Below are 26,995 nucleotides of genomic sequence, written 5' to 3'. Positions count from 1 at the left end.
GATCAGAGCAGCAGGTTGTCGAGCCTGTCATCATCAATGCCGTCAGGTTCAAGGTGCGCGGTCACGTCAGCGGATTTAAACAGCAGACTCACCGCCATTTCCGCCGCATCACCGATTTCATGACCGACATCGACGGTCAGATTGCCGTCCACTTCGAGATGAAACTCCACGAACACGCGGTCCCCGCCATTACGGGTGCGGATATCGTGCACACCGCGCACGCCTTCGACGCTCAGCACGGCGGCTTTCACCCGCTTGCGGTCGATCATATCCAGTTCACGATCCAGCAGTTGCTTGAGGGCATCCGCCGCCATGCCGCGTGCGTTCCAGATCATATAGAAGGAAATCAACAGCGCGCCGATAGAGTCGGAACGGGTCCAGCCGAGATGACGTTCGAGGATCAAGGCCACCAGCACCGCGATATTCACCGCCACGTCGGTGACATAATGCGCGCGGTCAGCGGCAATGGCCGTTGAACCGGTACGTTTCACCACATAGGTCTGCATCAGCACCAGGCCGGTGGCGGCGAGCGAGCTGCCAATAATGACCCAGATACCCAGACCGAGCTGCGCCAGGGGTTGCGGATTGATAATGCGTCCGATGGATTCACCGCCGAGCACCAGCCCTGCCGCCCCCAGCAGCAGTGCCTGTACAAACGCCGCCACCGCCTCGGCCTTGCCGTGACCATAGCGGTGGCCTTTGTCCGCCGGGCGCAGCGCGTAGCGCACACCAATCAGCGTCACCATTGAAGCCAGCACGTCCACCAGCCCGTCAGCCGCCGAGGTCAACAGCGCAATCGAACCGGTGGCCGCCCATGCCCAGACTTTCACACAGACCAGCACCAGCGCCACGCAAAGCGACACCAGCGACGCAATGCGCGTCAGGCCTTTATAAGAAGGTGCAGGACGGCTCATGGCTGACCCCACGAAGACAGATCATTTTGGGCGTTTATCACAGGGATATCCTGAAGCAGATAATCAACTTTATTTGAAAAATACAAATACCAGCCCAGCATTATACATCTTTTTGCCGTTTTCGGAGCTTCCCTATGGTGTGGATCTTCGTGCCCTCACTAAGGTTTATTGACTTATATTTACTTGCTTTTACATCAATACAATCTAGGTTAAAACAAGATTTCTTTGTTCCGGCCACAAACGCCGATAATCAGAAGAGCATTATGACAAACGACAACAAGCCACAGCCTTCCGCGTCGGATGACGCACACACAGAACTTGATTCCAGCCAGATTAAATCGGGAGAAGGACACAGTCCGGATCCTGAAGATAAGAAAGAAGACCAGGATGAAACCGACGAAAAAGGCAAAGGCCCCGGCAAGAAGCCTCTGATTATTCTGGGTATTGTGGTCGTTGTGATGGTGGTGGTCGCCCTGGTCTGGTGGCTGATGACCAAAGATCAGGTCAACACAGATGACGCCTTTATCGAAGGCGATGCGGTGACCATTGCGCCGAAAATTGCCGGTTACGTCACCAGCCTGTCAGTGAAAGATAACCAGTTCGTTAAAAAAGGCGATTTGCTGGTCGAAATCGATCCGCGTGACGCCACCGCGCAACGCGATCAGGCACAGGCGCAGCTCGGGCTGGCCGTGGCTCAGTTGCATCAGGCGCAGGTGCAGTTTGATCTGGCGAAGGTGCAGTATCCGGCGCAGCTTGCCCAGGCCAAAGCGCAGCAAACCCGCGCAGAAGCCAGCCTGATGAATGCCACCGCCGATTTCCGCCGTCAGCGTGGCGTGGATCCCCGCGCCACAACGCAACAAAACATCGACTCTTCCAGCGCGCAGGTTCGCTCCGCCGCGGCTGATTTAGAAAATGCCAAAGCGCAGGTTCAGGTGGCGGCACAGGTTCAGCTGCAAATTCGTCAGGCCGAAACCAACGTAGAAGCCCGTCAGCAGCAGGTTGAACAGGCGAAAGCCCAGCTGGAAAGCGCCACGCTGAATCTGTCTTATGCGCAGGTTCGCGCGCCGTTTGACGGCTATGTCACCAAGCGTAACGTGCAGATCGGCACGCTGGTGCAGGCCGGTTCTTCGCTGTTCTCCGTGGTGTCGAAAGACATCTGGATCGCCGCTAACTTTAAAGAATCTCAGCTTGAGCGGATGCGTCCGGGTAACAAAGTTGAGATCACCGTGGATGCTTATCCTGATATCAAATTGCAGGGCCATGTGGACAGCGTTCAGCAAGGCACCGGCTCACGCTTCTCCGCTTTCCCGGCAGAAAACGCCACCGGTAACTACGTGAAAATCGTGCAACGCGTTCCGGTCAAGATCGTGATCGACAGCGGTCTGGATCCGAAACAACCTCTGCCGCTCGGCCTGTCGGTTGAGCCGACGGTGACCGTAGAATGAACGAAGACCGCAGTTACTGGAAACCCAAGGCCAATCCCTGGGCGGTTGCTGCCGTTGTCACCATCGCGGTGTTCATGGAAATTCTGGACACCACGATCGTCAACGTGGCGTTGCCGCACGTCGCCGGCTCGCTCTCTTCCAGCTACGACGAATCCACCTGGGTGCTGACCTCGTATCTGGTCGCCAACGGCATTGTGCTGCCGATTTCCGCCTTCCTCAGCCGCGTGATGGGACGTAAAACTTACTTCCTGATCTGTATTGGCATGTTCACCGTCTGTTCTTTCCTGTGCGGTATCGCCACCGAACTGTGGCAGATGATTCTTTTCCGCATCCTGCAGGGCTTTTTCGGCGGGGGTTTACAGCCGATTCAGCAGTCGGTGCTGCTCGATTACTTCAAACCCGCCGATCGCGGCAAAGCCTTTGGCCTGTCGTCCATCGCCATCATCGTGGCGCCGGTCATCGGCCCGACGCTTGGCGGTTACATCACGGACCATTTCAGCTGGCGCTGGGTGTTTTTGATCAACATCCCTGTCGGGATCATTGCCCTGCTGGCGATTTATCAGCTGCTGGAAGATCCGCCGTGGGAGCGTAAAGCCAAAGGCAAACTGAGTATTGATTACATCGGTATCGGGCTTATCGCGCTCGGGCTGGGCTGTTTGCAGGTGATGATGGACCGCGGTGAAGATGACGACTGGTTCAAATCCGGCTTCATCGTCACCTTCGCGGTGCTGGCGGCAACCGGCATTGTCGGGGCGATTTACTGGCTGCTGTACGCGAAAAAACCGGTGGTGGATTTACGCTGCCTGAAGGACAGAAACTTCGCGGTGGCGGGCCTGCTGATGGCCGGTATGGCGATGATTCTGTACGGCAGCTCGGTGGTTATTCCGCAACTGGCGCAGCAGCAGCTGGGTTACACCGCCACGCTCTCCGGGCTGGTGATGTCGCCCGGTGCAATACTGATCGTGCTGTCGATCCCGCTGGTGCTCAAGCTGATGCCGATTATCCAGACCCGTTACATTATCGCTTTCGGCTTCTTCCTGCTGGCCGCGTCTTTCCTCTATTCGGCAAGGCTGACGCCAAACGTTGATTTCGAAACACTGGTGATGTTCCGCAGTGCGCAGTCGATCGGCCTCGGTTTCCTGTTTGTGCCGCTCACCACTATCGCGTTTATTACCATTCCGCAACGCATGAACGCCGATGCCGCCGCGCTGTTTACCATGTTCCGTAACGTGGCCGGGTCGATCGGGATCTCTCTGGCGACCGCCGGAGTGACCGAGCGAACGCAGGCGCACAGCGCGCATATGGTGCACAACATGTCGCCGCTCAACGAACAGTTTAATCAGGCCGTGACCAAAAGCGCCGCCGCCATCCGTGATTTCGCCCACGTTCTGGGCGACCCGATGCAGCTTGCCACCGCGCGGATGTATCAGGAGATGGTGTCGCAATCGCGCATTCTGGCTTACATCGATGTGTTCGGCTATTGCGCCATCGTCGCCGTTATTTTGATTCCATTTTGTTTCCTGCTTTCGCCTGTGAAGAGCGAAGGTAATGCCGGAGCACATTAAGTTGAAAAAGATAAGCTCTACGCCGGGTCATCAGCATTCCGGTGTCCGTTTTCTGACACTCTCGACCTTAACGCTGGTATTAGCCGCCTGCTCCGTCGGCCCTGACTATCAGAAACCTCAGACGGCCACGCCGGGGGCATTCAACGATATGACCCCGCCGAAAGACAAAGACGGGGCGTCGATTGCCCTGTCTTCGGAGCCGAACCCGTTATGGTGGAAAGCCTTTAACGATCCCCAGCTCGACAGCCTGGTCACCCGTGCCATCGCCGGCAATATCTCGTTGCAGCAGGCAGTGCTGCGCATTGCCGGTGCGCGCGAACAGGTGAAACAGGCTCAGGGCGCCTGGCTGCCGTCTGTACAGGGCAACGCGAAAGTGACCCGTCAGCAGCTCGGCCTGAAAGGGATCCTGGAATCGAGCGGTGCGTCTGACCAGTTAAACGATCTCAGCCCGCAGGCCTCAGGGGCCATCGACACCGCCACGCGGCCGGTGGATTTGTATCAGGGCAGCTTCGATGCCAGCTGGGAGCTGGATTTGTTTGGCGGCACGCGCCGTCAGGTGGAAGCCGCCAACGCCCAGACCCAGTCTTCCGTCGAACAGCGCAACGATGCGTTAGTGTCGCTGGAGGCCGAAGTTGCGCGTGCTTATCTGCAACTGCGCGGTGCCCAAAGCATCACGGCATCGATTCAGACGCAAATCGACGTCGCTCTGCAGACGCTGAGCCTGACGCAGAACCGGCAGCAAAACGGGCTGTCGCCGCAGCTTGATGTGGAAAATGCCCGTGCGCAGTTAGGTTCCCTGCGCGCCCAGTTGCCGCAGTATCAGGCACAGGAACGTCAGGCGATGAACGGCCTGGCGGTGTTACTCGGTCAGACGCCGGGCTCGCTGGATAACGAACTGGCCGCCGTCAAACCGATGCCTGCCCTGCCCGCCGCCGTGCCGGTGGGCGTGCCGTCGCAGCTTGCCCGTCGACGTCCTGACGTGCGCAAAGCCGAAGCCGATCTCCATGCCGCCACCGCCAATATCGGCGTGTCCGTCGCGCAACTGTTCCCGAGCATCTCGCTTACCGGCCAGTTCGGGATGCGCAACACCGATGCCAGCTATCTCGACAACTGGAGCAGCCACTTTTACTCCATCGGCCCGTCGGTCACCGTGCCCATTTTCCAGGGCGGGCGGCTGGTGTCGAGCGTGCACCTTTCCCGCGCGCAACAGGCCAATGCGGCGCTCAATTATCGCCAGACGGTGCTGACAGCGCTTCAGGATGTGGATAACGCGCTGGTGAACTACCGCACCGATCAGGATCAGGTCAGCGGGCTGGATCAGACGACCGAAGCCTTGCAGACCGCGTTTGATCTGGCGAGCGACAGCTATCGTCAGGGGCTGTCCACCTTTATCAACGTGCTGGATGCCCAGCGCCAGCTGGCACAGGCGCACCAGCAATCTGCCGAAGCCAGAGTAAAAACCAGCACCGATCTGGTTTCATTGTATAAAGCGCTGGGCGGCGGCTGGGAACCGTACCAGAATGTGGAATTACCGACCTACACGGTATTTGGCCCGGCTGCTACGCCGGACGTAAAAGTAAAAACGACCGCCGGGGAATAACCGCAGCATGAACGACATTGCAACAGAAGATAAAAAACCCAGCTGCGATTCAGTGATCAACAGCGTGGCTTACCGCGACGGACAGCGTTTGCAGGACGTCACGGTCGAAGACATCAGCGAAGTGCTCAAAGAGCCGGATACATTTGTCTGGCTCGGGCTGTGGCAGCCGGAAGACAGCTACATGCGCAGCATTCAGGAAGAATTCGGCCTGCATGATCTGGCCATTGAAGATGCGCTGACCGCCCATCAGCGGCCAAAAATAGAACAGTACGGCGAGTCGCTGTTTATTGTTGTGCACACCGCGCAGAAGGTGAAAGAGAGCATTGAGTACGGCGAAACGCACCTGTTTCTGGGCAAGAACTTCCTGATCACCGTCCGTCATGGCGCGTCATCGAGTTATAAAGAAATCCGTAAACACGCGGAAGAACGCCCGGATATGCTCAGTAAAGGCCCGGCGTATGCGCTGTATTGCGTGCTCGATTCCGTGGTCGATAACTATCTGGAAATCCTGCATCAGTACACCGAACAGTTCGATGCCATCGAAAAGCTGATGTTCCAGAACACTTTCAATCAGCAGGCGGTGCAGCAGGTGTATAAACTGCGCCGCGATTTGCTGTCGCTGCGCAACGCCGCCGTGCCGATGGAAGATATCTGTAATCAGCTCAGCCACCATTACGAAGAGCTGGTGCCGAAGGGCCTGCGCGCGTATATCCGCGATGTGCAGGATCACGCCAATCAGGTGATCAAAACCACCGATGACATGCGCGAAATGCTCTCAAATGCCATGCATGTGAATCTGGCGCTGGTGTCAGTGCATCAGAATGAGGTGGTGCAGCGTCTGGCGGGCTGGGGGGCGATTCTGGCGATCCCGACGGTGGTGTTCAGTCTGTACGGCATGAACTTCAAAAACATGCCGGAACTGGATGACTGGTGGGGTTATCCGGTGACGCTCGGCGTGACGTTTGTCGGTTGCGTATGGTTATACTGGAAGTTGAAAAAGTCCGGCTGGTTATAATCTATTACCTGATTAATGCATAACAGTTACATGCGAATAACACTTTCCGGTGTTATTCGCCTTATTATCCCTTTCCGGTGCGTTAACTTCCGCTTTTATCTATTTTCGCTTCCCTGCCTGCGAAGAATACTTATATACTCATTCGCATCTTTCCCGCCGGAAATAGTATTTCTATGTCAGTTCGCTTCGCAATTGCACAGTTTATGCATTCACTACGCTTGCCAGGCAAGCGGGTCAGTGCGTTGCTGTTCGCGTTATGCTGGCTGATACTGAACGCTCAGCTGGCGCTCGCCAGCCACCCGTGTGACCTGCGTCCGCCGGTGGAAAACACCCAAATGCAACACAACCAGTTCATGCAAATGCCTGATACACAAGCGCATATGCAGAGTCAGTCGGTGTTGTGCGAGAAGCATTGCGTCCCGGAAAGAACCTCGTCTGATAACGGCACCGTGCCGCTGCTGGCCGTGCCGGTCGCCCAGACGTTAGCCCTGATCACCGTCGATGCCAGCGCCGCCGTCACCACGGCCGACTGGACTGCCCCGCCGGTTATCGCTCCTCCCGCCGAAGTCCGGTTTTGCCGATACAGAGAATAGCGCACTGCTGTCACGGATGTTTTTCCGCATCCGAAATTAAATGAAATTACCCTGCCAGATTAATGGCAACTTTCCTTTAAGACAGTATTGGAGTATTTCCCATGCGCGCTTTATTTAATTTATTTTCTGTTAGTCTTTTCTTTATTTCCGTTTATTCCTTCGCGGATGTCATGCCCGCCGGTCACGATCATAGGGCGATGCAACAAGACGCCACGGTTTATCAATCCGAAGGCATCATCACTCAGTGGCAGGCCGACCGCGTGGGGATTTCCCATCACGCCATTCCTGCACTGAAATGGCCCGCCATGACCATGAACTTCCGTCTGCCGCCACAGATCACCCCCAACGCCCTGCCCGCCGGAACACCGGTTGCCTTCAGCTTCGTCAAAACTGAGTCGGCGTATCAGTTGCAGACACTGACGCCGCTGACACGCTGACAGGGGAATTACACATGCTGACTTTACCGCGTCGCCCTCGGGTGACGTGGCACTGGCTGCTGGCTTTTATGCCGGTCTGCGCCTTTGCCACACCCGTTTCCCTGCCGCAGGCACTGGTTGCCGCGCAGGAATATTCCGCTGAGCTTTCAGCCAGCCGCCACCAGATCAACGCGCTGGATAACCGTGCAGACGCCGCCATGCAGTTGCCGGATCCGAAGCTGAAATTCGGCATTGAGAACCTGCCGGTCGGTGGCAATAACACTCGCCGCTTTACCCGTGAAGGCATGACCATGCAGCGCATCGGCATCATGCAGGATTACGTCAGCAGCACGAAACGCGAGCGTAAGGCCGACACCCTGCGCGCCGAATCGCGGCAGGTGGCGGCGGGCACACAAAGTATCCGCGCCCGGCTGCAACGTGACACCGCGCTGGCCTGGATGGCGCTGGCGATAGGCGAGCAGAACGTCGGCCAGGCCGGCTCGCTGGTGGCAGAAAGTGAGCGGCAGATTGGTGTACAGCGCGGCGGCGTCAGCAGCGGCAGCGCCCTGCCTGCCTCGGTACTCGACGCCCGTCTGACCCTGATTGCCATGCAGGACACACTCACCCAGGCTAAACGTGACGTTGAGCTGGCGCGCACCCGTCTGAGTCAGCTGACGGGCATCGATCACCCTGACATCCACGGTGAAGTGCCTGCGGTCAGTGCGTTGCCCGCCAGCGCACAGCAGGCAGACAGCGTCAGCCTGCACCCGGAAATTCTGCAGGCGCGGCGCGAGGCGGAAGTCGCGCAGTCGAAATCCTCCGAATCGGCGATTGCCGCGCTGCCCGACGTGGGTGTCGAAGTGTATTACGCCCACCGTGCCGACGATTATGACGACATGGCAGGCATCATGTTTACCGTCGATTTACCGCTGTTTACCGCCTCGCGACAGGACAAAGATCATGCCGCCGACCGCTCAATGGCAATGGAAAGCAACGACCGGCTGGCACAGCTGACGCGGGATCATCAGGCGCAGCTGAACACGCTGGTGACGCAATATCAGGCCGCCGTCACGCTGTGGCAACGGCAGGTGAAGGATGTCATTCCGCTGCAACAACAGCGTATTGGCGTGATTCAGGCGCAGTATCGCGCCGGGAAAAGCAGCCTGAATGATGTACTCGGTGCGCGCCTCAGCCTGCTCGACAGCCAGCTGGCCGGGCGTAACGCCGAACTGGAAGCCGCCCGTTTCTGGGTCGCCCTGCGCTATCTCGCGCCACAGGAGGATCTTCAATGACATCCGCGAAAACTTACAGCCTGCTGGCCGTCGCCATTCTGGCCGCTCTGGCCGCCGGTTACCTTGCCGGACGCCACAGCGTTCCCGCACAAACGCAGGTTACTGACGCGCCCGCCGCTCGCAAGGTGCTGTACTGGTACGATCCGATGACGCCGGATCAGCGTTTTGACAAACCCGGAAAATCACCCTTTATGGACATGGATCTGTTGCCGCGTTACGCCGGTGACGTGGAAGACGACGGTGGCGTGACGGTCAGCGCCCGCCAGCAGCAAAATCTGGGGATGCGCAGCGAGAAAGTGCAGCGGCGGATCCTCTCGGCCCCGCTTAACCTTTACGGCACGGTCGCCGCCGATGAGCGCAGCCTGCGCACCGTCTCTGCCCGCGCCGCCGGTCTGGTGGAAAAACTCTACGTTGCCGCCAGCCAGCAGCAGGTGAAAAAAGGCCAGAAACTGGCGACGCTGTGGATCCCTGACTGGACCGCCGCGCAGCAGGAATATCTGGCCGTACGCCAGCTGGGTGACCGCAGCCTGAGCGCCGCCGCCCGTCAGCGTCTGGCCTTACAGTTTATGCCCGAGGACGTGCTGCGCCGCGTCGAAAAAACCGGTCAGCCGCAAACCCGTATCGACGTGATTGCGCCGGTGGACGGCTATCTCAGCCAGCTTGCGGTACGCGAAGGCGCGCAGGTCAGCGCCACGCAGCCGCTGTTCGAACTGACCAGCCTGCAACAGGTATGGATTGTGATCGATTATCCTCCCTCCGCCGCCAGTCAGATCCAGACAGGGAGCAAGGTCACTGCCAGCGCAGACAGCCAACCCGGCGAGCTGTTTCACGGCACCATCAGTGAACTGCTGCCGGACGTAGACGCCGTCAGCCGCACGCTGAAAGCCCGCGTGGTGATGGACAATTCGCAACATAAACTGCGCCCCGGTATGTACCTGACGATGGCGCTGGACGCCGTGTCACAGGCTCCGGTTCTGGCGATCCCGCAGGAAGCGCTGATCCAGACCGGCAGCCGCAATACGGTACTGCTCGACGACGGCAATGGGCATTTCACTGCGCAGGCAGTGACGACCGGCGCGACGCGTGATGGCTGGACGCAGGTGCTTTCCGGCCTGGAAGAAGGTCAGTCTGTGGTGACCTCCGGGCAATTCCTCATTGATTCCGAAGCCAGCCTGCGCAGCGCACTGCCCGCGGCAGCCGTGCCGACAAAAGCGCATCAGCACGGAGGTGATTTATGATTGCCGCCGTGATCCGCTGGTCCCTGAAAAACCGGCTGCTGGTGTTGCTGGCCGCGCTGATCATGGCCGCCTGGGGTATCTGGTCATTGCAGAAAGCACCGCTCGACGCCCTGCCGGATCTCTCGGACGTGCAGGTGATTGTGCGCGTCAGTTACCCCGGCAAAGCGCCGCAAATTATTGAAGATCAGGTGACCTATCCGCTCACCACGACGCTGCTCTCCGTGCCGGGCGCGAAAACCGTGCGCGGCTTTTCGATGTTCGGTGACGCTTACGTGTACGTGCTGTTTGACGACGGCACCGATCCCTACTGGGCGCGGTCACGGGTGCTGGAATACCTCAGTCAGGTGCAGTCGACGCTGCCGCCGGGGGCCAAAGCCTCGCTGGGGCCGGATGCCACCGGCGTCGGCTGGATTTACGAATACGCGCTGGTGGATAAAACCGGCAAACACAGCCTCGAACAGCTGCGCGCCCTGCAGGACTGGACGCTGCGTTATGATCTGAAAACCGTGCCGGATGTCGCCGAGGTCGCCAGTATTGGCGGCATGGTGCGCCAGTATCAGGTGGTGGCCGATCCGCAGCGGATGCGCGCCCGTGGCGTGACGCATCAGCAACTGGTGACAGCATTACAAAGTGCCAATCAGGAAAGCAGCGGCTCACTGCTGGAAATGGGCGAAGCCGAATACATGGTGCGCACTTCCGGCTATCTGAAAAGCCTGGAAGATTTCAACAACGTGGTGGTGACGGCCAGCAACGGCATTCCGGTGTTAATTTCTGACGTCGCCACCGTGCGCACCGGCCCCGAACTGCGGCGCGGCGTGGCGGAGCTGAACGGTGAAGGCGAAGTGGCCGGTGGCGTGATTGTGATGCGCTCTGGCAAGAATGAGCTGGAAACGCTGAAAGCGGTGAAAGTGCGCCTGAATGCGCTGGCCCGCACCCTTCCGGCAGGCGTGGAGATCGTGCCGGTGTATGACCGCCAGCCGCTGATTGAGCGGGCCATAGTGACGTTGTCACATAAATTGCTTGAAGAATTCGCGGTAGTGGCGGTGGTCTGCGCGCTGTTTCTGTTTCACTTCCGCTCGGCGCTGGTGGCGATCATCACCCTGCCGCTCGGCATTCTCGGCGCGTTTATTGTCATGCACTATCAGGGGGTCAGCGCCAATATTATGTCGCTCGGCGGGATCGCCATTGCCATCGGGGCGATGGTCGATGCAGCGATTGTGATGATCGAGAATATGCACAAAGTGCTCGAACAATGGCGGCACGATCATCCGGGGCAGCAACCGACCTCCGCAGATTACTGGACGGTGTCTGAACGTGCGGCAACGGAAGTCGGCCCGGCGCTGTTTTGCAGTTTACTGATCATCACCCTGTCGTTTATTCCGGTGTTTTCGCTGGAGGCGCAGGAGGGCCGGATGTTCTCCCCGCTGGCATTCACCAAAACCTATGCGATGGCGGTTTCCGCGGGGCTGGGCATCACGCTGGTGCCGGTGCTGATGGGGTATTTTATTCGCGGGAAAATCCCGGATGAAAATGCCAGCCCGGTCAACCGCTGGCTTATCGCCGCCTATCAGCCGGTGCTTTCCGCGGTGCTGAAACGCCCGAAAACCACGCTGTTATTCAGCGGCCTGTTTCTGCTGGTGTCGCTTTATCCGCTGGCAAAGCTGGGCAGCGAATTTATGCCCGCGCTGGATGAAGGGGATTTGCTGTACATGCCTTCCACGCTGCCGGGGATTTCCGCCCGCGAAGCGGCGCGGCTGTTGCAGCAAACCGATCGCCTGATCAAAACCGTGCCGGAAGTCGCCAGCGTATTTGGCAAAGCCGGACGGGCAGACAGCGCCACCGATCCTGCACCGCTGACCATGATTGAAACCACCATCCGCTTTAGACCCCGTGACCAGTGGCGGCCTGGCATGACACCGGACAAAATCATCACCGAGCTGGATAACGCGGTGAAACTGCCCGGCATCGCCAACGTCTGGGTGCCGCCGATCCGTAACCGGCTGGATATGCTGGCTACCGGCATCAAAAGCCCGGTGGGCATCAAAGTGAACGGCAATAATATTGCGCAGATCGAAGCGGTTGCGCAGCAGATTGAGCATATTGTCAAAACCGTGCCGGGCGTCACCTCGGCGCTGGCTGAACGTCTGGAAGGTGGCCGCTATGTCGATATTGCTATCAACCGCCGGGAGGCAGCACGTTACGGTGTCACGGTGACGGAATTGCAGTCGCTGGTTTCAACACTGGTGGGCGGTGAAAACATCGGTGAAACCCTGGAAGGCCGCGAGCGGTATCCCGTCAGCCTGCGCTATCCGCGCGAGTTACGCGATAACGTGCAGGCGCTGCGCGATTTGCCGGTACTGACCGCCTCCGGTGCGCAGGTGCCGCTGTCGGCGCTGGCATCAGTCACGGTCACTGACGGCCCGCCGATGCTGAAAAGCGAGAATGCGCGTCTGTCGGACTGGATTTATGTGGATTTGCGTGGCCGCGATTTGAAATCTGCCGTCGAAGAGATGCAGCAGGCGGTGAATCAGCAGGTGACATTACCGGAAGGCGTCACGGTGAGCTGGTCGGGGCAATTTGAATATCTGGAGCGCGCCACGGCAAAACTGAAAATCGTGCTGCCGGTGACGCTGCTGATCATCTTCGTGCTGTTGTACGTCACGTTTAGCCGCGTGCGGGATGCGCTATTGATCATGGCGACACTGCCCTTCGCCCTGACCGGCGGTATCTGGCTGTTGTACCTGCTCAGCTACAATCTGTCGGTCGCCGCTGCCGTCGGTTTTATCGCGCTGGCCGGCGTGGCGGCGGAGTTCGGGGTGATCATGGTGCTGTATCTGAATCAGGCGGTGCAGCGCCAGCAGAAAACCGGTGAGGAGATGACTGAAGCCCAGCTGTGCGACGCGATTCACCACGGCGCGGTGCTGCGCGTGCGGCCAAAGGCCATGACCGTCGCCACCATTATGGCGGGTTTACTGCCGATCATGTGGGGCGGCGGCACCGGCTCGGAAGTGATGCAACGCATCGCCGCCCCGATGATCGGCGGTATGGTCAGCGCGCCACTGCTTTCGATGCTGGTGATCCCGGCGGTGTATTTGTTACTTCACAGGAAGGGGGCGATTAAGTCGCTGAATTGCGAGTAATCATTTAGTTTGATCGAGAAAGTTTCGGTTTCTTACGTGCGGTGATCACTTAACGCGCTGCGCCGAAACCGCCCAAAAGGGGCCAGGACGGGCCCCTCTTGGATCTCCCGCGTCTTTTTACTGCGCGCTGCCGCTCGCGGGCTATGTTTTGTTGCTACGGCTATTTCACGAGTTGTAACCCGACCTTTTGGGGCCTGGTGAAAGTTTCGGTTTCTCACGTGCTGTGATCGCTCAGCGGCTGTCGCCGAAACCGCCCAAAAGGGGCCAGGACGGGCCCCTCTTGGATCTCCCGCGTCTTTTTACTGCGCGCTGCCGCTCGCGGGCTATGTTTCAGAAACTCCTCCTATTGCCGCAAAATCCCGCCGCTTCGCGGTGCCCTCCGGTCGGGTTACAACCCGCGCAAAAACATGCGCGGTTTTCCACCACTCCCTTCGGCGTGATTTTTGAGCGCGGCCAATGGCTATGTAATTCAAATGATTTTTGAGTGCGGCCAATGGCTATGTAATTCAGATGATTTTTGAGTGCGGCCAATGGCTATGTAATTCAGATGATTATTGAGACTTAATTTTTTGATTTATTTTTGATTTATAAAGTCGAAAACGGTGAGGTTGTGCTTTAAGAAGCCTATGGCCGCGCTCAAAACGACGTCGAATGAACGGTGAGAAACCGCGAGGGTGTTTTTCCGAGCGGGTCCGAACCTGAAATGAGAGAACCGCGCAGCGGCGGCGTTTGCGGCAATAGCAGGAGTACCTGAAACATAGCCAGCGAGCGACAGCGCGCAGTTAAAAAAACGCCGGATTGTTAAGGGGCGCGTTTACGCCCCTTAACCCGGTGTGGGCCGGCGCCCACGACCTTGAAGTTGACCTTGAAGTTGACCTTAATAAGCCCCCTCTCCCTATGAGGATTCTTCTGCCGCCGCAATCCGCGCCAGCGGCTGTTCCAACACCATGGTTTGGGTCTGGCTGAGGCTGATTTCGGCAGCGCGCAGCATCTTGAGGATTTCGTACAGCAGGTCGCTGCGCGTTCCGCCTACCATGCGCGGGCTGTTGACGTAACCGGTGACGCTCAGCACGATGCCGGTCGGCCCCAGTTCTTTAAAGCTCACGGACGGCGGCGGGTTTTCCAGAATCGCTTCGTGCAGGTTGTAGGCGTCAAGTAACAACGTGCGTACCTGCTCGGGGTCGATGTCCAGCGGGAAAGTCAGGACAATGGTCGCTACGCCCTGCGCGTTACCCATGGTGGCGTTACGCACGTTCTGCGAAATCAGCTGGGAATTCGGCACAATCACCGTGGATTTATCACTGAGCTGAATTTCGGTGGCGCGAACGTTGATGCGGCGGATATCCCCTTCCACACCGCTGATGCTGATCAAATCCCCCACTTTGACCGGACGTTCCGTCAGCAGGATCAGACCGGAGATAAAGTTCTTCACGATCTCCTGTAAACCGAAACCAATACCGACCGACAAGGCGCTGACGATCCACGCCAGTTTGTTCCACTCAATGCCCAGCGATGACAGCGTCAGCATGATGATCAGCACATAGCCCACGTTGGTGAACAGCGTCACCAGCGAGGCGCGCATGCCGCGATCCATCATGGTTTTTGGCAGGAAATCGTTATCCAGCCAGCGCTTCGCGGAGCGCAGCACGTACCAGCCCACCACCAGACACAGCACCGCATTGACCGCGTGCGCCGGAATAATGTTCAGGCTTTCGAGGCCTTTACCGCCCCACATGTCGACAATTTTACTCAGCAATTCCAGCGGCGTGGTGGTGCCGAACGTCCCGTTAAGCAACGCAACGGCGGCCATCAGCAACAGCGCTGTTTTACCGAGTGCCGAGCACAATGTCGCCGCCAGCGACAGGTGACGATCGTTGACGCTCAGCGTGCCTTTCAGGATTTTGCCGCTGTGTGTGGTCGCCGAAAACACGCTTTCACACAGATCGACCCAGAAGTGAATCAGCAGATACAGGCTGCAAACCACCAGACCGATCCACAACAGTTCGAAAGTGACAAAACGCGCCAGCGGAATATAACCAATCAGCAAGGCGATCAGAATGACGAAGGCCGTCAGGCTGATCACCAGATGGATAAGCCCCGCCAGCGTAGAGCGCGCTTCGGTCTGTTCACCGTCGGCGCGCATTTTACGGCGCATACGGTTAACGCGAAGCGGCGCAATCAGGCAGTTGAGCGCCACCAGCAACGCCGCCAGACCATTGCCAAACAGCGTGGCGGCGATGCTCGCGCCGACCAGATTGTTCAGCTGTTCGATAATGCCGAACAGGAAAATAAAGCCCGCCAGCAGCACCGGGAATGACGCCAGCGTTTTCGCCAGCGGATCAGCGATCCCCGGTAAACGCCACGACGGATGGCCGTTAGACAGTAACGCGATACCCAGACCGGCGATCACCGCCGAGAAATAGGTCAGTTCAACCAGTTGTTCGGCAAATTCATTCACCCACTGCGACGTGTCCGGCAGGCGGGTGAAGATAAAACCGAGTAACTGAACGCTGATGCCCAGCGTAAAGGTGGTGCTCAGGGTGGTGAAACAGGCCAGGAAACTGCGGCGAAAACGCCCCTGCGGTAACCAGCGCGGCAGGATCCAGTTCATCGGGCGATCCAGCGTTTTCCGGCCAAACACGCCAATCAACAGCGCCAGCAGCAGATAAATGCCCGTGCCGACGCGCCAGTCCGGGCTCCACGCCTGCGTCCAGGCATCGCTGACCTGCGAGCCAAAATCGTCAAAGCGCGCGGCATCGTCTTCATTTGGGGTGATCAGCGGTGACCAGAAATTGCTGCCGAGAATACTGCCGGTATTGAGCGCGATTTGAGTTTTCAGCGCGTCACGGCGCATCCCGGAAATCTGCGAGGACAGATTTCGCGCACCGGTCGCAATACCTTTGGTTTGTTCAATCTGGGTAGTCAGCAACGTTTTGCTGTTGTTGAGTTTATTACGCTGGCTGACCACCTGAGGCGTTTCAGTCAGCGTACCCGCCGCCGGCGCGGGGCCGAGAACGTCGAGCTGCGCCTGCACTTCTTCCAGCTGCGGTGCCAGCGCCACGGCCAGTTTGTCGGCGTCTTCGGCCAGCTTTTGTGCGCCGTCGTTGAGGCCGGTAAATTTCTTATCGGTTTTCGCCGCCGACACCTGCTGCTTGAGCTGATCCAGACGTTTTTGCAGCGCAGGTAACGCCGTAGTGGCGTTGACTTTCACCGGCTGCTGGGCGTCCGGCTGGCCGGTGGCTTCATCGGCCTGACTCAGCGCGGGGGTCATCAGCAGACATGACAACAATGCCAGCAACAGCGGCATTCTTAACAATTTTTGCATAGAAAAAGGATTCCGGAAGTTCGGTAAATTATTGTTTTATGAATTTCCGGCTAAGAATACCTGTTCTGAGTCGGAAAAGTAGTAGGGATTGTCTGTTTGTCTAATCAGTATCTTCACGGACAGCACGCGGGCGCGTACCGTCCGTGGGGATCAGTTGGGTTTACCCAGCATCTGGCGCAGGATCGCCGCCGAATCGGCTGGCTGAAGCGCCAGAATGCCGGAATAGAGGCTGATGGAAATCTCACACACTTTTTCGCGATCAACATCCGGTTTGGTCAGGTCGCTGAACATTTGCAACTGATCGCCGTACATATTTCCCAGCGCTTCGCGCACCGGCGCCATCATCAGGATGACCTTTTCGGTGCTCACCGCCACCGGCAGATCGGTCTGACCCGGCCCGGTCGCCAGCAGTAAATCGTTCATGGTACTCAGATCTTTGCGGAACAGCTCCGGCGGCAGCACCTGCGCGGTGTTCACCCCGCCGCTCACCTGCGGATAGAGAAACTTAAAGCAGGAACCGTCTTTGCGCGCCAGCAGGGTCTGCATCTCTTCGAGATTGACCTGCATCGCCGCATTCACCGCCGCATCCGGCGCATGAACAATGCGCGCAGAGAGCAGCTCAGACACCCTCGGTTTCACGGTATCAATGGCTTCCTGCTGCGGTTTCCCTTCCTTCTTCATCTGCAAAATATCGCGGCGGATCTGCGCATACAGCGCCGGTTCCTGTGTTCTGATGGTGCCATACAGCGGCAGTTCGGCGAGCGCGCTGTCGATTTTTTGCTCTTCGCTTTCGCCCATGACACGCGGCTTAATCACCCCGCCCCACACTATTGCGCCGCCCACAATCAGCACGACAAACAGGATGATGCCGGGCACGCGGCCCAGTTTGCCCTTTTTATGTAACAGGCTGAGCACCGACGCCAGCACCACACCGGCGATGCCCCACACCATCACTTCGTTCCAGTTCATGACTGTTCCTTTATCTCGAAAAACGTCGCTTAAAGACCGATTTGTGCGACCGCATCGCGGCTGGCGTCAGCGCGCTCCTGCCCGTGCAGCTCTTTAAGTTTACCCTGTCGCATTTCCAGCAGACGATCGGCGTGTTCAAAATAGTGATCATCGTGGCTGATTGCCAGTACGGTTTTGCCCATGTCACGCAGTTGCGGCAGAAGTTCGCGATAAAACGTCCGGCGAAATTGCGGATCCTGATCGGCCGCCCATTCATCCAGTAACAGAAAATCGCGCCCCTCTGCCGCCGCCAGCAGCAGCGCCACGCGCTTACGCTGCCCTGCGGAGAGTTGCAGATTGGTCACTTCGTTGCCGCTGAACTGAAGTTTTTCTTTCATTTTCAGGCGTTGCAGCCAGTCTTCCACCACCTGCGGATCGGGTGCCTGCCCCTGCGGCCCCATCAGCTGACCAAACAGATGGAAATCAGTGAATACTGCCGAGAAAATCTGCCGGTATTGCTCCGCGTTCTGCGCGGTAACCGCAACGCCGTCGAGCAATATTTGTCCGCCGCGCGGGTGATAAAGCCCGGTCAGAAGCATCGCCAGGGTAGACTTTCCGCTGCCGTTGCCGCCAATCAGGAACACCAGTTCGCCACGGGTGATGGTCAGGTTCAGCGGCCCGATGCCAAAACCGGCATGATCTTCTTTGCCTTCATAGCTGAACACCAGATCGCGCAGTTCCAGCGTCTGCCAGCGAGTCGCCAGGACCGGCGGCGTGAACTCCTCCTGGTATTGCGCCAGTTTCAGGGCTTTCAGTTTGCCAAAGGCCACCTGTGCGCTGAGCAGCGTCGGCAACGCGCCCACGGCCTGCAGCATCGGCGTGCGCAGGAACAGCAGCGTCAGGGAATAGGTCGCGGCGACATCGGTATTCGACCAGCCCAGCGTGTTTGCCATAAAGAAGACCAGCCCGATCGCCCCCAGCATCATGATATTCGACCAGTTCACGGCGCTCAGGTGAAAGGTATCGGCACGGATAATGTGGAAGCGGTACTCCTCGGCGTCTTTGCGGTAAACATCGTCAAACAGATGGCGCGCCCGTTCGCGGTTAAGCGCCAGCTCTTTGCGCCCTTCGATGACTTTCTGATAGTCAGTTTGCAGTTTGTCTTCCGCTTCACGCACTTTCGCCAGATGGCTGTAAACGTGCGACACCAGTTTGAAACCGCCGACAATGGTGATCACCAGCCAGATAACGGTGACCAGCAGCATTTCCGGTGACAGCCAGGCCAGATACGCCGCGCAACCGAGGGTCAGGATAATCCCCTGCACCAGCTCCGGCAGGCGGACAAACGCCAGGGTGATATTACGGATATCGCTGCCCAGACTGGCCAGCAGCTGCGCGTTGCCGATTTGTTCAATGCGCTCGATGTCGGTATCTAAAATACGTTTGATGAACTGACCGCGCAGACGGTAAATAAAATGGTGGCCGAGAATCGTCAGCGCCAGTTGTGAACCGAGGGTCACCACCATCAGCAGAAGCAATAAGCCGAGAAATTGCGGTAAGACCATCAGGGAAGCGTGGGTTGTTTCTATCAGTTTAAGATTGATAAACGCGATCAGGCCAATGCCCAGAATGGCGCTGAGCAGGCTCAGCAACATGACGCCTAAAAACGGCCAGCGATACTGCTTAAAAACGACGCGTAACAACTCCATGAAATGCTCTCATTGTGAATGCCAGAAACCTGATTGCAGGCAGTTTAATGAGACATTGTCTCATATCAAGAATAATTCTCATTTTATCAACTCTCTTCGCCACGGAGAAAAAAGCTGACAGCCTGCTTTTCGCTTCCTAAACTGGGGCCATGGATAAAGAACAAGAACTTCGCCGAAGTAAACGTAACGCGCTGGGGCTGCTGCTGATTGCTGCGGCCCTGTTTGTGATCACCCTTTTTCTGCCGCCCAATTTCTGGGTTTCCGGGCTGAAAGCCATTTCCGAAGCCGCTATGGTCGGCGCAATGGCCGACTGGTTCGCCGTGGTGGCGTTGTTCCGCCGTGTACCTGTGCCGTTTGTTTCCACACATACGGCGATCATCCCGCGAAACAAAGACAAAATCGCCGACAATCTGGCGGTGTTCGTGCAGGAAAAGTTCCTCGCACCCGCCACGCTGATAAACCTTATCCGCCAGCACGATCCGGCGCGGATGCTGACCGACTGGCTGAACGCACCGGACAACGCCCAACGTTTTGCCCGCTACGCCATTAAAATGATCCGCGGTTTTCTGGATGTCACTGACGATCAGCGCATCGCGCAGCTGATTCGCCGCGCGTTGTACCGGGTGATCGACAAAATCGATCTCTCGTCGTCCATCGCCACGCTGCTGGAAAGCCTGACCCGAAATGGCCGCCATCAGGAGTTGCTCGATCAGGCTATGGATCAGCTGGAAGTGTTGCTGGCAAAGGACAGCACCCGGCAATTTATTTCGGCGCAAATCGTCGGCTGGATGAAGCGTGAACACCCGCTGACGGCCAAACTGCTGCCCACCGGCTGGCTGGGACGCAACGGCGCGGATATGGTGTCCAATGCGGTGAATTCGGTGCTCGACGATATGGGCAACGATAAAACCCACGCCTTCCGCAAAGGCTTTGACCGCTCGGTGCAGAGTTTTATCTGGAAGCTGCAAAACGATCCGGCGACGGCGCAGAAAGCCGAAGAAATTAAGCAGTACCTGAAAGATGACGAGAAGCTGAACGCCTACGTGCTGCAACTGTGGGGCGACATGCGTAACTGGCTGAAAGAAGATTTAGAAAGCGAGGATTCGCGGGTGTTTGTCAAAGTCACCGAATCCGGCCAGTGGCTGGGAAATGCGCTGGCACAGGATGAAAAACTGCGAGCGTCGCTGAATCTGCAAATGGAAACCATCGCCGGTAAACTCGCGCCGGATTTCGCCACCTTCCTCACCCGCCACATCAGCGATACGGTCAAAGGCTGGGATCCGCGTGACATGTCGCGGCAAATCGAGCTGAACATCGGTAAGGATTTACAGTTTATCCGCATCAACGGCACGCTGGTTGGCGCGTTTATCGGGCTGGTGCTGTATCTGCTGTCGCAACTGCCTGTGGTACTGCCTTGGGCGATGGCGCGGTTCTGAAATGTCCTCCCCGCGCAGGGGAGGACGCACTATTTACTTCACAGACTTGCTGAACGCATCGACCGCCAGAATGGCGCTGGCAACGTCTTCTGCCGACAGATGCGGATTCAGGTTGCCCAGCGTATCGCCCTCGCCGTTCGCCAGTGCCCCCACTTTTACCAGGCTGGCAAAGGTTTCATTTTCCAGATGCATCTCTTTGAGCGTGGTAGGCATTTTGATGGAACGGTAGAAGCGCACGTATTTGGCGATCTCTTCGTCAGGGCGCTGCTCAAGCACCATCTGCGTCAGCGTGCCGTAGGCGACTTTCTCACCGTGCGTCAGGTGATGAATGTCGCCGGAAATCGCGGTGAATCCGTTGTGGATCGCATGAGCACCCGCCAGACCGGCATTTTCAAAGCCCAGACCGGACAACAGCGTATTGGCTTCCACCACCGCTTCGACGGCTGGCGTCACCAGTTTTTGCTCAACGGCGGTATAGGCGCTGTAACCGTAGGTCAGCAGCGTTTTTTCACAGGCTTCAGCAATCGCCATCCCGGCGATAGTCGGGTCACCGCCTACCATCGAGTGGGAGTGTGAGCGCAACACCGCCTGCGCTTCCACAAACGTCGCCAGACCGTCTGCAATCCCGGAGGCAAACAACCGCACCGGCGCCTGGGCGCACACCTGGGTATCGACCAGCACCAGATCCGGGTTTTTGTTGTAGAAACGGTAGGATTCGAACACGCCTTCGTCGGTGTAAATCACTGACAGCGCACTGCACGGCGCATCGGTTGAGGCCACCGTCGGCACAATCACCACGTTTTGTTTTAGTTCATCCGCGATGGCTTTTACCGTATCGAGGGTTTTGCCGCCCCCAAGACCGACCACCACCTGCGTACCCGCTTCGCGGGCAATGGCCGCCAGACGGTTGATTTCACTGGCAGAAGCTTCGCCGTTGAAACGTTCATAATGAAATTCGACCTGTGCGGCGCTCAGCGATGCTTTTACGCGCTCGCCGATAATGCCCCAGACCACGTCATCAGCAATCAGGAAAGATTTCCCGCCGAGCGCCGGCAGGTAATCCCCTAACTCATCCAGCACACCGCTTCCCTGAACGTACTTTCTTGGCGAAGAGAAGATAAATTTACTCATGATAAAAACCTCTTTTCGTAGACCATTGAGATGTGAATGACTCCCTTCAGCCTACCCCAGCAGGCGGCCCGCGCCCACCCTTTTAATTCACATTAACAGCATGACTGGCAAAGAAATTTTCTCTCTGAGCAGGATGAATGCTTTCCCCGCGGAGATAGTGGCCTGATGAATTAATCACCTGAAAAGACTATTGGGATATGCAAGCAAAAAACCGTGACGAGTTAGGTTTCAGCTATCAAATGCATAAACAGCACCAGCTTTTACTTATCAATCTTTTCCGTAGAATGCATTGCATTGGCAGCACGTCGTAAGCAGTGGCAGGACGTTTGAGTACACCAGCTTGCTGTTAGCCATCCCATTAATAATCTCTGAGATGAATAAGGAACAGCATGTATAACTTTCAGCGTTACAACGCCAAAGAACTGGCACTGGCCTATATGAGCAGCAAACCACACGACTTCTCGCCACAAGAATTCTTACAACAGTTGAAAGAGGTAGAAAAATCTTTCGACGCGGCGCTGAGAAATCCTCAGCAACAACCGCAGACCGGAATGCTGGTTAAGGCGTTTTGATTGCCGTCTTCGCCTTCGTCAGCTGAGTACCCTTGTTTTACCCAAGGCAGATCCTGTGTCCGGTGCATCTGCAAAACAAGTCAGTAAAAAGCAAAAGCCCCGAGCGAATCGGGGCTTTTTGTTTTTTTAACGCCGCTGCGGGTTAGCGCATTTGGCGGTCGTCGATGTACTTGCGGTTTTCAGGCGCTGGCGGGAAATACTGGTACAGCCAGGTTTCTGACAACGCGGTCTGACCGGAACGCAGGAACATACGCAGTTCGACCGGCGCGACGGAATCGCTGTCCGGAGTCCAGTCAAACAGGATGCGGTATCCGTCGAACGGCTGGACATACAGAATTTCGATATTTTTGATCTGGCCGTGAGAGATGTTGATCACCGGCTCGATGCCTTTATCGGCATAGGCTTTCAGTTCACCGCCGACAAAGTCGATGGCGAAACGACGCGCCCACACTGCCGGATAGTTTTCACCCGGCGCCCAGCCTTCCGGGAACCCGCCCATACCGGTACGCGTAGCCAGCACATTGGCCAGCGGGCTGCGGTGCGGCGGCGTACCGCTCCAGTACAGTTTGTAGCTGAAACTGAACTCAGCGCCGGATTTCACCGGCGTTTCCGGCTGCCAGAAGCACACCACGTTATCCAGCGTTTCGCCGGTGGTCGGAATTTCCATCAGGTTAACCGCGCCCTTCCCCCAGTCACCGACCGGTTCCACCCACAGGCTCGGACGTTTGTTGTACCAGCCAATCACATCCTGATAATTGTTGAACTCGTGGTCGAGTTGCAGCAAGCCAAAACCTTTCGGGCTGTTATCGGCAAACGCATTAAATTGCAGACGTTTCGGGTTATTCAGCGGACGACAAATCCATTCGCCGTTGCCGGTCCACATTTGCAGGCGATCGGAGTCATGAATTTGCGGATGGATGGTGTCGCAACGGCCACGCTCGCTGGTGCCACAGCTGAACATGCTGGTCATCGGAGAAATGCCCAGCTGTTTGATGTCTTCACGGGCATGAAGATGGTTTTCGATTTCCATCACTACGCGCGTCGGTTCGCAGTGGATCACGAACTTATAGGCACCGGTGATACTTGGGCCATCGAGCAGCGCATACACCGTGAAGGTGGTATCACCCGGTTTAGGCGTATCGAACCAGAACGCGGTGAAATCCGGGAACTCTTCCGGCTGATCGGTGAAGGTATCCACCGCCACGCCACGGGCAGAAAGGCCGTACTGATAGGTGTCATCCACCGCGCGGAAATAGCTGGCGCCGAGGAAAGAAACGACGTCGCGGCGCGTCAGTTCAGGCGCTTTGTTGACCTTAAAACCGGCGAATCCGAGATTGGAGAAACCTTCGAGCTGTTTGGTATCCACGCCAGCATCATGATAGTTGAACAATTCAGGGCGGAAATGGATTTCGCGCGACATGTGCCTGACCGGATCCACCGAATACATGCGCACGCGACGTTTGAAGCCCATGCCCACGTGGAACAGTTCGACGTCGAGCTGCCGGTCCTGCAATCCGTTCCACAAGGAATGGGCGTGATCGTACTGTATGGCGTTGTAGGCCTGCGGTGTCAGCTCAGCCAGCGTTTTAGGTAAAGGCTGTGGCGCACCGCCATAGGGTTTATCCGCTAAGTCCTTCGCCATCTTTTGCAGGGCGTTGAAATCAAACGGCAGTTCGCCGCCGTCTGCCACGTTCGCCTCTGCCGCCTCAGCGGAACGGGTGAACAGTGTGGACATAGCCGGCACACCGCACCAGGCGGCGAATGCCATTGAAGCTTGAATAAATGCTCTTCGTTCCATGCCAGATTCGTTTCCTGTACTGGGCAAAAATCTGGGGGCTTCGCCTCAGGGCGCCGCCCCCGCGGTGTTCGAAAAAATTCGACCTCAAGGCTAACGTAAAATTCACCCGCCGAGTATAAGAAATTGAATGCATTCAGCTAATATTTTGCTTGTAAAAGTAAGCACATCTGAAAGCGCGCAGCCCCCGCCGGTCAGGGGCTGCGGGCAGGTTCGCCAACCGCCCTTTGCGGGGCATAGTCTGGTGGTAATTCACGCGGGCGTTTTAGGAGCATTCTGTTACAGAACCCTGAATTTCGTGCGGTTCAGGGCACTTCTCTCCCTCATTTGGCACGCTGCGGCCAAAATGTTCTAAATTTGTAACTCCGTTATCCGCCTTCTGGAGTCGCAGTATGTCTGATGAAAACATCCCGGAACGAACCCGCGCGCTGTATGCACAACTCACCGGCAGGGACCGCCTGCCTGCGGCGCTGCATGTGACCGGTGAAGGGGATTTACCGGCTTATTATCCGGTGACAACGCTCATCACAGCGTCCGTGGCGGTGGCGGCGCAGGCGCTGTCGCATCTGTTGTCTTTGAAAGACGGCATTACCCCTGCTGTCACCGTTGACCGCCGGCTGGCGTCGTTGTGGTGTCAGAGCAGCATCAAACCTGACGGCTGGGAAATTCCTCCGGTCTGGGACAGTCTGGCCGGTGATTACGCCACCGCCGACGGCTGGATCCGTCTTCACACCAATGCGCCCGCCCATCGCAACGTCGTCGAAACGGTGCTGGGCAAGGCAAACCACCGGGAGGCGCTGGCGCCACGGGTGGCTCTGTGGAAGAAAGCGGAGCTGGAACAGGCGGTGGTGCTGGCCGGAGGTTGTGCCGCGCAAATGTTCAGCGCCGGTGAGTGGCAGCAGCATGTGCAGGGAAAATCGCTGGTCAGTGAGCCGTTGTTTCAGCGCGCACTTTGCCCGCCTGCCACGCCGCCTGCATGGGCCCTGGGCCGCGAGCGTCCGCTGGCAGGCGTGCGCGTCCTCGATCTCACGCGCATCATTGCCGGGCCGGTAGCCACGCGTTTTCTGGCCGGACTGGGCGCGGATGTGCTGCGCATCGACCCGTTTGGCTGGGATGAACCGGGCCAGGAAGCCGACGTGACGTTAGGTAAACGTTGCGCACGGCTCAACCTGCACAACCCGCAGGACAGGCACCGTTTTGAAACCTTGCTGCGAGAGGCGGACGTGATCGTTCACGGCTATCGCGCCGGTGCGTTGCACAAACTCGGTTATGGCAGTGAGCAGCGGCGCGCCCTGTCGCCGGGGCTGGTGGATGTCTGTCTGAATGCTTACGGCTGGAGCGGGCCGTGGCGCGAGCGGCGCGGGTTTGACAGCCTGGTGCAGATGAGTTGCGGGATCGCGCAACAGGGTATGCAGCAATCGGGCGAGAGTAAGCCTGTGCCGCTGCCGGTTCAGGCGCTGGATCACGTCACCGGTTATCTGATGGCGGCAGCGGTGATTCAGGGGTTAGCACAGCGCGTCGAAACGCATCAGGGCAGTGAAACACGGCTGTCGCTGGCGCGTACTGCCCGTGAACTGATGACCTCCGGGGCACAAGAGACAGCGTCTGCGTCGCGGATTTTTGCGGCGCAGGCAGAAGACTACTGGTCGCAGCCGGAATATACCGTCTGGGGGCCGGGCTGGCGGTTACGTTCACCCGTTCGGCTTGAGGGCACCGCGTGGCAATGGGATTTGCCTGCCTCTGCGCTCGGCACGTCCCCTGCCAGCTGGCGGAAGGCGTAGCCAGTTCACTGCAATAATGAAAACGCCGCCTTGCGATATTGCAGCGGCGTTTTTCCTATCATTTTTTTGAAGCGGGTGATGAAGTATGGTGCGTCCGCGAATCCGCATTGCAGACCAATACTTTCCACTGACTGATCCGTTAAACGTAAAAGTTCACAGGCGCGCTTCACCCGGCGCGTAGCCAGATAATCCTGAACAGAACCGCCGGTTTCCTGCCCGAAAACCCGTGAGATATAACTTTCTGACAGCCCTACCGCCGCCGAGAGGCTGGCCATCGAAAATTTCTGCACATAATTTTCTTCAATCCACTGCATCACCTTTGACGCCGTTGTGCGGCTGACCGTTTTCGGCGTATCGCCCTGCGCGGGCATAAAGGCCATCAGCTGCAACACCAGCATCGCAATTTCTTCCCACTGATGGGTTTGCTGCTCGGTCAGCTGGTTGAACTGTTCGAGGATCACTTCAATGTGCGCGGCGTGGTCGCTCAGGTCAAAAATGTGGGCGGCGCGGTCGGGATCCCACAACCTGGCAAACCGGGCGCGACGCTGCGGGAAAGATTGCAGGCAGCCGTCCAGCAGCTGGTGATCCAGATGAACCGTGGTGCGTTCATAGGCATTATTTTCGCCTGCTTCGACAAACACTTTGTGCAATTTGAACGGCGGAAACACGAACAGGCGCCCCGGTTTTAAGGTGTATTGCTGATTATCAACAATCACAATGCCGTAACCCCGGCTGACAAACAGTAATTCCAGACACTGATGCCAGTGGAAATAATTAGCGCTGCCGCGACTCATCCGGTTAAAAGAAACCTGACGTTCATTAAGGGCAATACGTTCAAGATAATCTGATACCGGCATTGGGGATGTCCTTTGCGCATAATACGGATAACAGCAGATCACAATTTTCAGTCCATTTTTTATAATTTAAGCCGCTTTCAGGCGAAATTCTTTATCACAATTTCAAAATTCAGCTGAATCTGTGAACCCCGTAACAATCAGCGTTTTCCATTTCTCTATATTTCAATCGCGACACAAGGAATTGAAATAGTATTTCAAATAATAAAAACCTTATTTACCGGTC

General features: G+C 57.3%; 20 protein-coding genes. 13 read left to right on the top strand and 7 right to left on the bottom strand.

Features of this window, described 5'->3' with window-relative positions:
• Positions 1-2 precede the first annotated feature (2 nt).
• Positions 3-914 (bottom strand): cation diffusion facilitator family transporter, encoded by a 912-nt coding sequence (locus ABSH60_RS19240; protein ID WP_122095433.1) that lies wholly within the window; start codon positions 912-914, stop codon positions 3-5.
• On the opposite strand from ABSH60_RS19240, the gene ABSH60_RS19235 reads away from it, so the two are divergent.
• The 10 genes from ABSH60_RS19235 (at position 913) to ABSH60_RS19190 (ending at position 13,218) form a co-directional block, all read left to right on the top strand.
• Positions 913-1,086, top strand: a complete 174-nt coding sequence (locus ABSH60_RS19235; RefSeq protein WP_156362042.1) for a hypothetical protein — start codon at positions 913-915, stop codon at positions 1,084-1,086. The genes ABSH60_RS19240 and ABSH60_RS19235 overlap by 2 nt on opposite strands.
• Before the next feature lie 91 nt (positions 1,087-1,177).
• Positions 1,178-2,359, top strand: a complete 1,182-nt coding sequence (locus ABSH60_RS19230) for an efflux RND transporter periplasmic adaptor subunit (protein WP_390975332.1) — start codon at positions 1,178-1,180, stop codon at positions 2,357-2,359.
• The gene (locus ABSH60_RS19225; protein ID WP_183846849.1) at positions 2,356-3,924 is read left to right on the top strand and encodes a DHA2 family efflux MFS transporter permease subunit; all 1,569 of its coding nucleotides are present in this window, start codon (positions 2,356-2,358) and stop codon (positions 3,922-3,924) included. The genes ABSH60_RS19230 and ABSH60_RS19225 overlap by 4 nt, the downstream gene beginning before the upstream one ends.
• Positions 3,908-5,524: an efflux transporter outer membrane subunit gene (locus ABSH60_RS19220; protein WP_390975329.1), complete on the top strand. Its 1,617-nt coding sequence runs from the start codon at positions 3,908-3,910 to the stop codon at positions 5,522-5,524. The genes ABSH60_RS19225 and ABSH60_RS19220 overlap by 17 nt, the downstream gene beginning before the upstream one ends.
• A 7-nt stretch (positions 5,525-5,531) precedes the next feature.
• Entirely contained in the window at positions 5,532-6,539 is a 1,008-nt protein-coding gene (gene corA, locus ABSH60_RS19215) for a magnesium/cobalt transporter CorA (RefSeq protein ID WP_056780417.1), read from the top strand.
• 173 nt (positions 6,540-6,712) lie between these two features.
• Positions 6,713-7,132, top strand: a complete 420-nt coding sequence (locus tag ABSH60_RS19210; RefSeq protein WP_390975327.1) for a hypothetical protein — start codon at positions 6,713-6,715, stop codon at positions 7,130-7,132.
• 101 nt (positions 7,133-7,233) lie between these two features.
• Positions 7,234-7,569 carry a copper-binding protein gene (locus ABSH60_RS19205; RefSeq protein WP_390975325.1) on the top strand — a complete coding sequence of 112 codons (336 nt, stop codon included), beginning with the start codon at positions 7,234-7,236 and terminating at the stop codon, positions 7,567-7,569.
• A 14-nt stretch (positions 7,570-7,583) separates the two neighbouring features.
• Positions 7,584-8,840 carry a TolC family protein gene (locus tag ABSH60_RS19200; protein ID WP_390975322.1) on the top strand — a complete coding sequence of 419 codons (1,257 nt, stop codon included), beginning with the start codon at positions 7,584-7,586 and terminating at the stop codon, positions 8,838-8,840.
• Positions 8,837-10,078: an efflux RND transporter periplasmic adaptor subunit gene (locus tag ABSH60_RS19195; RefSeq protein WP_390975320.1), complete on the top strand. Its 1,242-nt coding sequence runs from the start codon at positions 8,837-8,839 to the stop codon at positions 10,076-10,078. Before ABSH60_RS19200 ends, ABSH60_RS19195 begins: the two co-directional genes overlap by 4 nt.
• Positions 10,075-13,218, top strand: a complete 3,144-nt coding sequence (locus tag ABSH60_RS19190) for a CusA/CzcA family heavy metal efflux RND transporter (RefSeq protein ID WP_390975318.1) — start codon at positions 10,075-10,077, stop codon at positions 13,216-13,218. The genes ABSH60_RS19195 and ABSH60_RS19190 overlap by 4 nt, the downstream gene beginning before the upstream one ends.
• An 895-nt stretch (positions 13,219-14,113) precedes the next feature.
• Here the strand turns inward: ABSH60_RS19190 and ABSH60_RS19185 are convergent.
• The 3 genes from ABSH60_RS19185 to ABSH60_RS19175 form a co-directional block, all read right to left on the bottom strand.
• Positions 14,114-16,543 carry a DUF3772 domain-containing protein gene (locus ABSH60_RS19185; RefSeq protein ID WP_056780435.1) on the bottom strand — a complete coding sequence of 810 codons (2,430 nt, stop codon included), beginning with the start codon at positions 16,541-16,543 and terminating at the stop codon, positions 14,114-14,116.
• A 150-nt stretch (positions 16,544-16,693) separates the two neighbouring features.
• On the bottom strand, positions 16,694-17,512 hold the full coding sequence (locus tag ABSH60_RS19180; protein WP_183846829.1) for a hypothetical protein: 819 nt from the start codon (positions 17,510-17,512) through the stop codon (positions 16,694-16,696).
• A gap of 29 nt (positions 17,513-17,541) precedes the next feature.
• Positions 17,542-19,200 (bottom strand): multidrug ABC transporter permease/ATP-binding protein, encoded by a 1,659-nt coding sequence (locus ABSH60_RS19175; protein WP_390975315.1) that lies wholly within the window; start codon positions 19,198-19,200, stop codon positions 17,542-17,544.
• Positions 19,201-19,349: 149 nt separating this feature from the next.
• Between ABSH60_RS19175 and ABSH60_RS19170 the strand changes: the two genes are divergently transcribed.
• Complete coding sequence (locus ABSH60_RS19170) at positions 19,350-20,636, top strand: DUF445 domain-containing protein (RefSeq protein WP_056780443.1); 1,287 nt, start codon at positions 19,350-19,352, stop codon at positions 20,634-20,636.
• A gap of 33 nt (positions 20,637-20,669) precedes the next feature.
• Here ABSH60_RS19170 and ABSH60_RS19165 read toward each other — a convergent pair whose 3' ends face one another.
• On the bottom strand, positions 20,670-21,767 hold the full coding sequence (locus ABSH60_RS19165) for a glycerol dehydrogenase (RefSeq protein WP_122095444.1): 1,098 nt from the start codon (positions 21,765-21,767) through the stop codon (positions 20,670-20,672).
• A 389-nt stretch (positions 21,768-22,156) separates the two neighbouring features.
• On the opposite strand from ABSH60_RS19165, the gene ABSH60_RS19160 reads away from it, so the two are divergent.
• The gene (locus tag ABSH60_RS19160) at positions 22,157-22,339 is read left to right on the top strand and encodes a hypothetical protein (RefSeq protein ID WP_056780449.1); all 183 of its coding nucleotides are present in this window, start codon (positions 22,157-22,159) and stop codon (positions 22,337-22,339) included.
• A gap of 142 nt (positions 22,340-22,481) precedes the next feature.
• On the opposite strand, the gene ABSH60_RS19155 is transcribed toward ABSH60_RS19160, so the two are convergent.
• Complete coding sequence (locus ABSH60_RS19155; protein WP_390975312.1) at positions 22,482-24,137, bottom strand: glucan biosynthesis protein; 1,656 nt, start codon at positions 24,135-24,137, stop codon at positions 22,482-22,484.
• A 389-nt stretch (positions 24,138-24,526) separates the two neighbouring features.
• Here ABSH60_RS19155 and ABSH60_RS19150 point away from each other — a divergent pair, with 389 nt between their 5' ends.
• Entirely contained in the window at positions 24,527-25,915 is a 1,389-nt protein-coding gene (locus tag ABSH60_RS19150; RefSeq protein ID WP_390975310.1) for a CoA transferase, read from the top strand.
• Positions 25,916-25,920: 5 nt separating this feature from the next.
• On the opposite strand, the gene ABSH60_RS19145 is transcribed toward ABSH60_RS19150, so the two are convergent.
• Entirely contained in the window at positions 25,921-26,772 is an 852-nt protein-coding gene (locus ABSH60_RS19145; protein ID WP_122095447.1) for an AraC family transcriptional regulator, read from the bottom strand.
• Positions 26,773-26,995: the final 223 nt, after the last annotated feature.

It is taken from the genome of Rahnella sp. R3(2024) (genome assembly GCF_042920125.1).
GTDB lineage: Bacteria > Pseudomonadota > Gammaproteobacteria > Enterobacterales > Enterobacteriaceae > Rahnella > Rahnella rivi.
The sequence above is the reverse complement of the archived record's forward strand: the minus strand, read 5'-3'. Positions and strand labels throughout refer to the sequence as shown.

Bases quoted from the DNA above. Each gene is read 5' to 3' on its own strand.
- ABSH60_RS19235 (WP_156362042.1), top strand. From the start codon at position 913: ATGGCTGACCCCACGAAGACAGATCATTTTGGGCGTTTATCACAGGGA.
- ABSH60_RS19240 (WP_122095433.1), bottom strand. From the start codon at position 914: ATGAGCCGTCCTGCACCTTCTTATAAAGGCCTGACGCGCATTGCGTCG.
- ABSH60_RS19230 (WP_390975332.1), top strand. From the start codon at position 1,178: ATGACAAACGACAACAAGCCACAGCCTTCCGCGTCGGATGACGCACAC.
- ABSH60_RS19225 (WP_183846849.1), top strand. From the start codon at position 2,356: ATGAACGAAGACCGCAGTTACTGGAAACCCAAGGCCAATCCCTGGGCG.
- ABSH60_RS19220 (WP_390975329.1), top strand. From the start codon at position 3,908: ATGCCGGAGCACATTAAGTTGAAAAAGATAAGCTCTACGCCGGGTCAT.
- corA (WP_056780417.1), top strand. From the start codon at position 5,532: ATGAACGACATTGCAACAGAAGATAAAAAACCCAGCTGCGATTCAGTG.
- ABSH60_RS19210 (WP_390975327.1), top strand. From the start codon at position 6,713: ATGTCAGTTCGCTTCGCAATTGCACAGTTTATGCATTCACTACGCTTG.
- ABSH60_RS19205 (WP_390975325.1), top strand. From the start codon at position 7,234: ATGCGCGCTTTATTTAATTTATTTTCTGTTAGTCTTTTCTTTATTTCC.
- ABSH60_RS19200 (WP_390975322.1), top strand. From the start codon at position 7,584: ATGCTGACTTTACCGCGTCGCCCTCGGGTGACGTGGCACTGGCTGCTG.
- ABSH60_RS19195 (WP_390975320.1), top strand. From the start codon at position 8,837: ATGACATCCGCGAAAACTTACAGCCTGCTGGCCGTCGCCATTCTGGCC.
- ABSH60_RS19190 (WP_390975318.1), top strand. From the start codon at position 10,075: ATGATTGCCGCCGTGATCCGCTGGTCCCTGAAAAACCGGCTGCTGGTG.
- ABSH60_RS19185 (WP_056780435.1), bottom strand. From the start codon at position 16,543: ATGCAAAAATTGTTAAGAATGCCGCTGTTGCTGGCATTGTTGTCATGT.
- ABSH60_RS19180 (WP_183846829.1), bottom strand. From the start codon at position 17,512: ATGAACTGGAACGAAGTGATGGTGTGGGGCATCGCCGGTGTGGTGCTG.
- ABSH60_RS19175 (WP_390975315.1), bottom strand. From the start codon at position 19,200: ATGGAGTTGTTACGCGTCGTTTTTAAGCAGTATCGCTGGCCGTTTTTA.
- ABSH60_RS19170 (WP_056780443.1), top strand. From the start codon at position 19,350: ATGGATAAAGAACAAGAACTTCGCCGAAGTAAACGTAACGCGCTGGGG.
- ABSH60_RS19165 (WP_122095444.1), bottom strand. From the start codon at position 21,767: ATGAGTAAATTTATCTTCTCTTCGCCAAGAAAGTACGTTCAGGGAAGC.
- ABSH60_RS19160 (WP_056780449.1), top strand. From the start codon at position 22,157: ATGTATAACTTTCAGCGTTACAACGCCAAAGAACTGGCACTGGCCTAT.
- ABSH60_RS19155 (WP_390975312.1), bottom strand. From the start codon at position 24,137: ATGGAACGAAGAGCATTTATTCAAGCTTCAATGGCATTCGCCGCCTGG.
- ABSH60_RS19150 (WP_390975310.1), top strand. From the start codon at position 24,527: ATGTCTGATGAAAACATCCCGGAACGAACCCGCGCGCTGTATGCACAA.
- ABSH60_RS19145 (WP_122095447.1), bottom strand. From the start codon at position 26,772: ATGCCGGTATCAGATTATCTTGAACGTATTGCCCTTAATGAACGTCAG.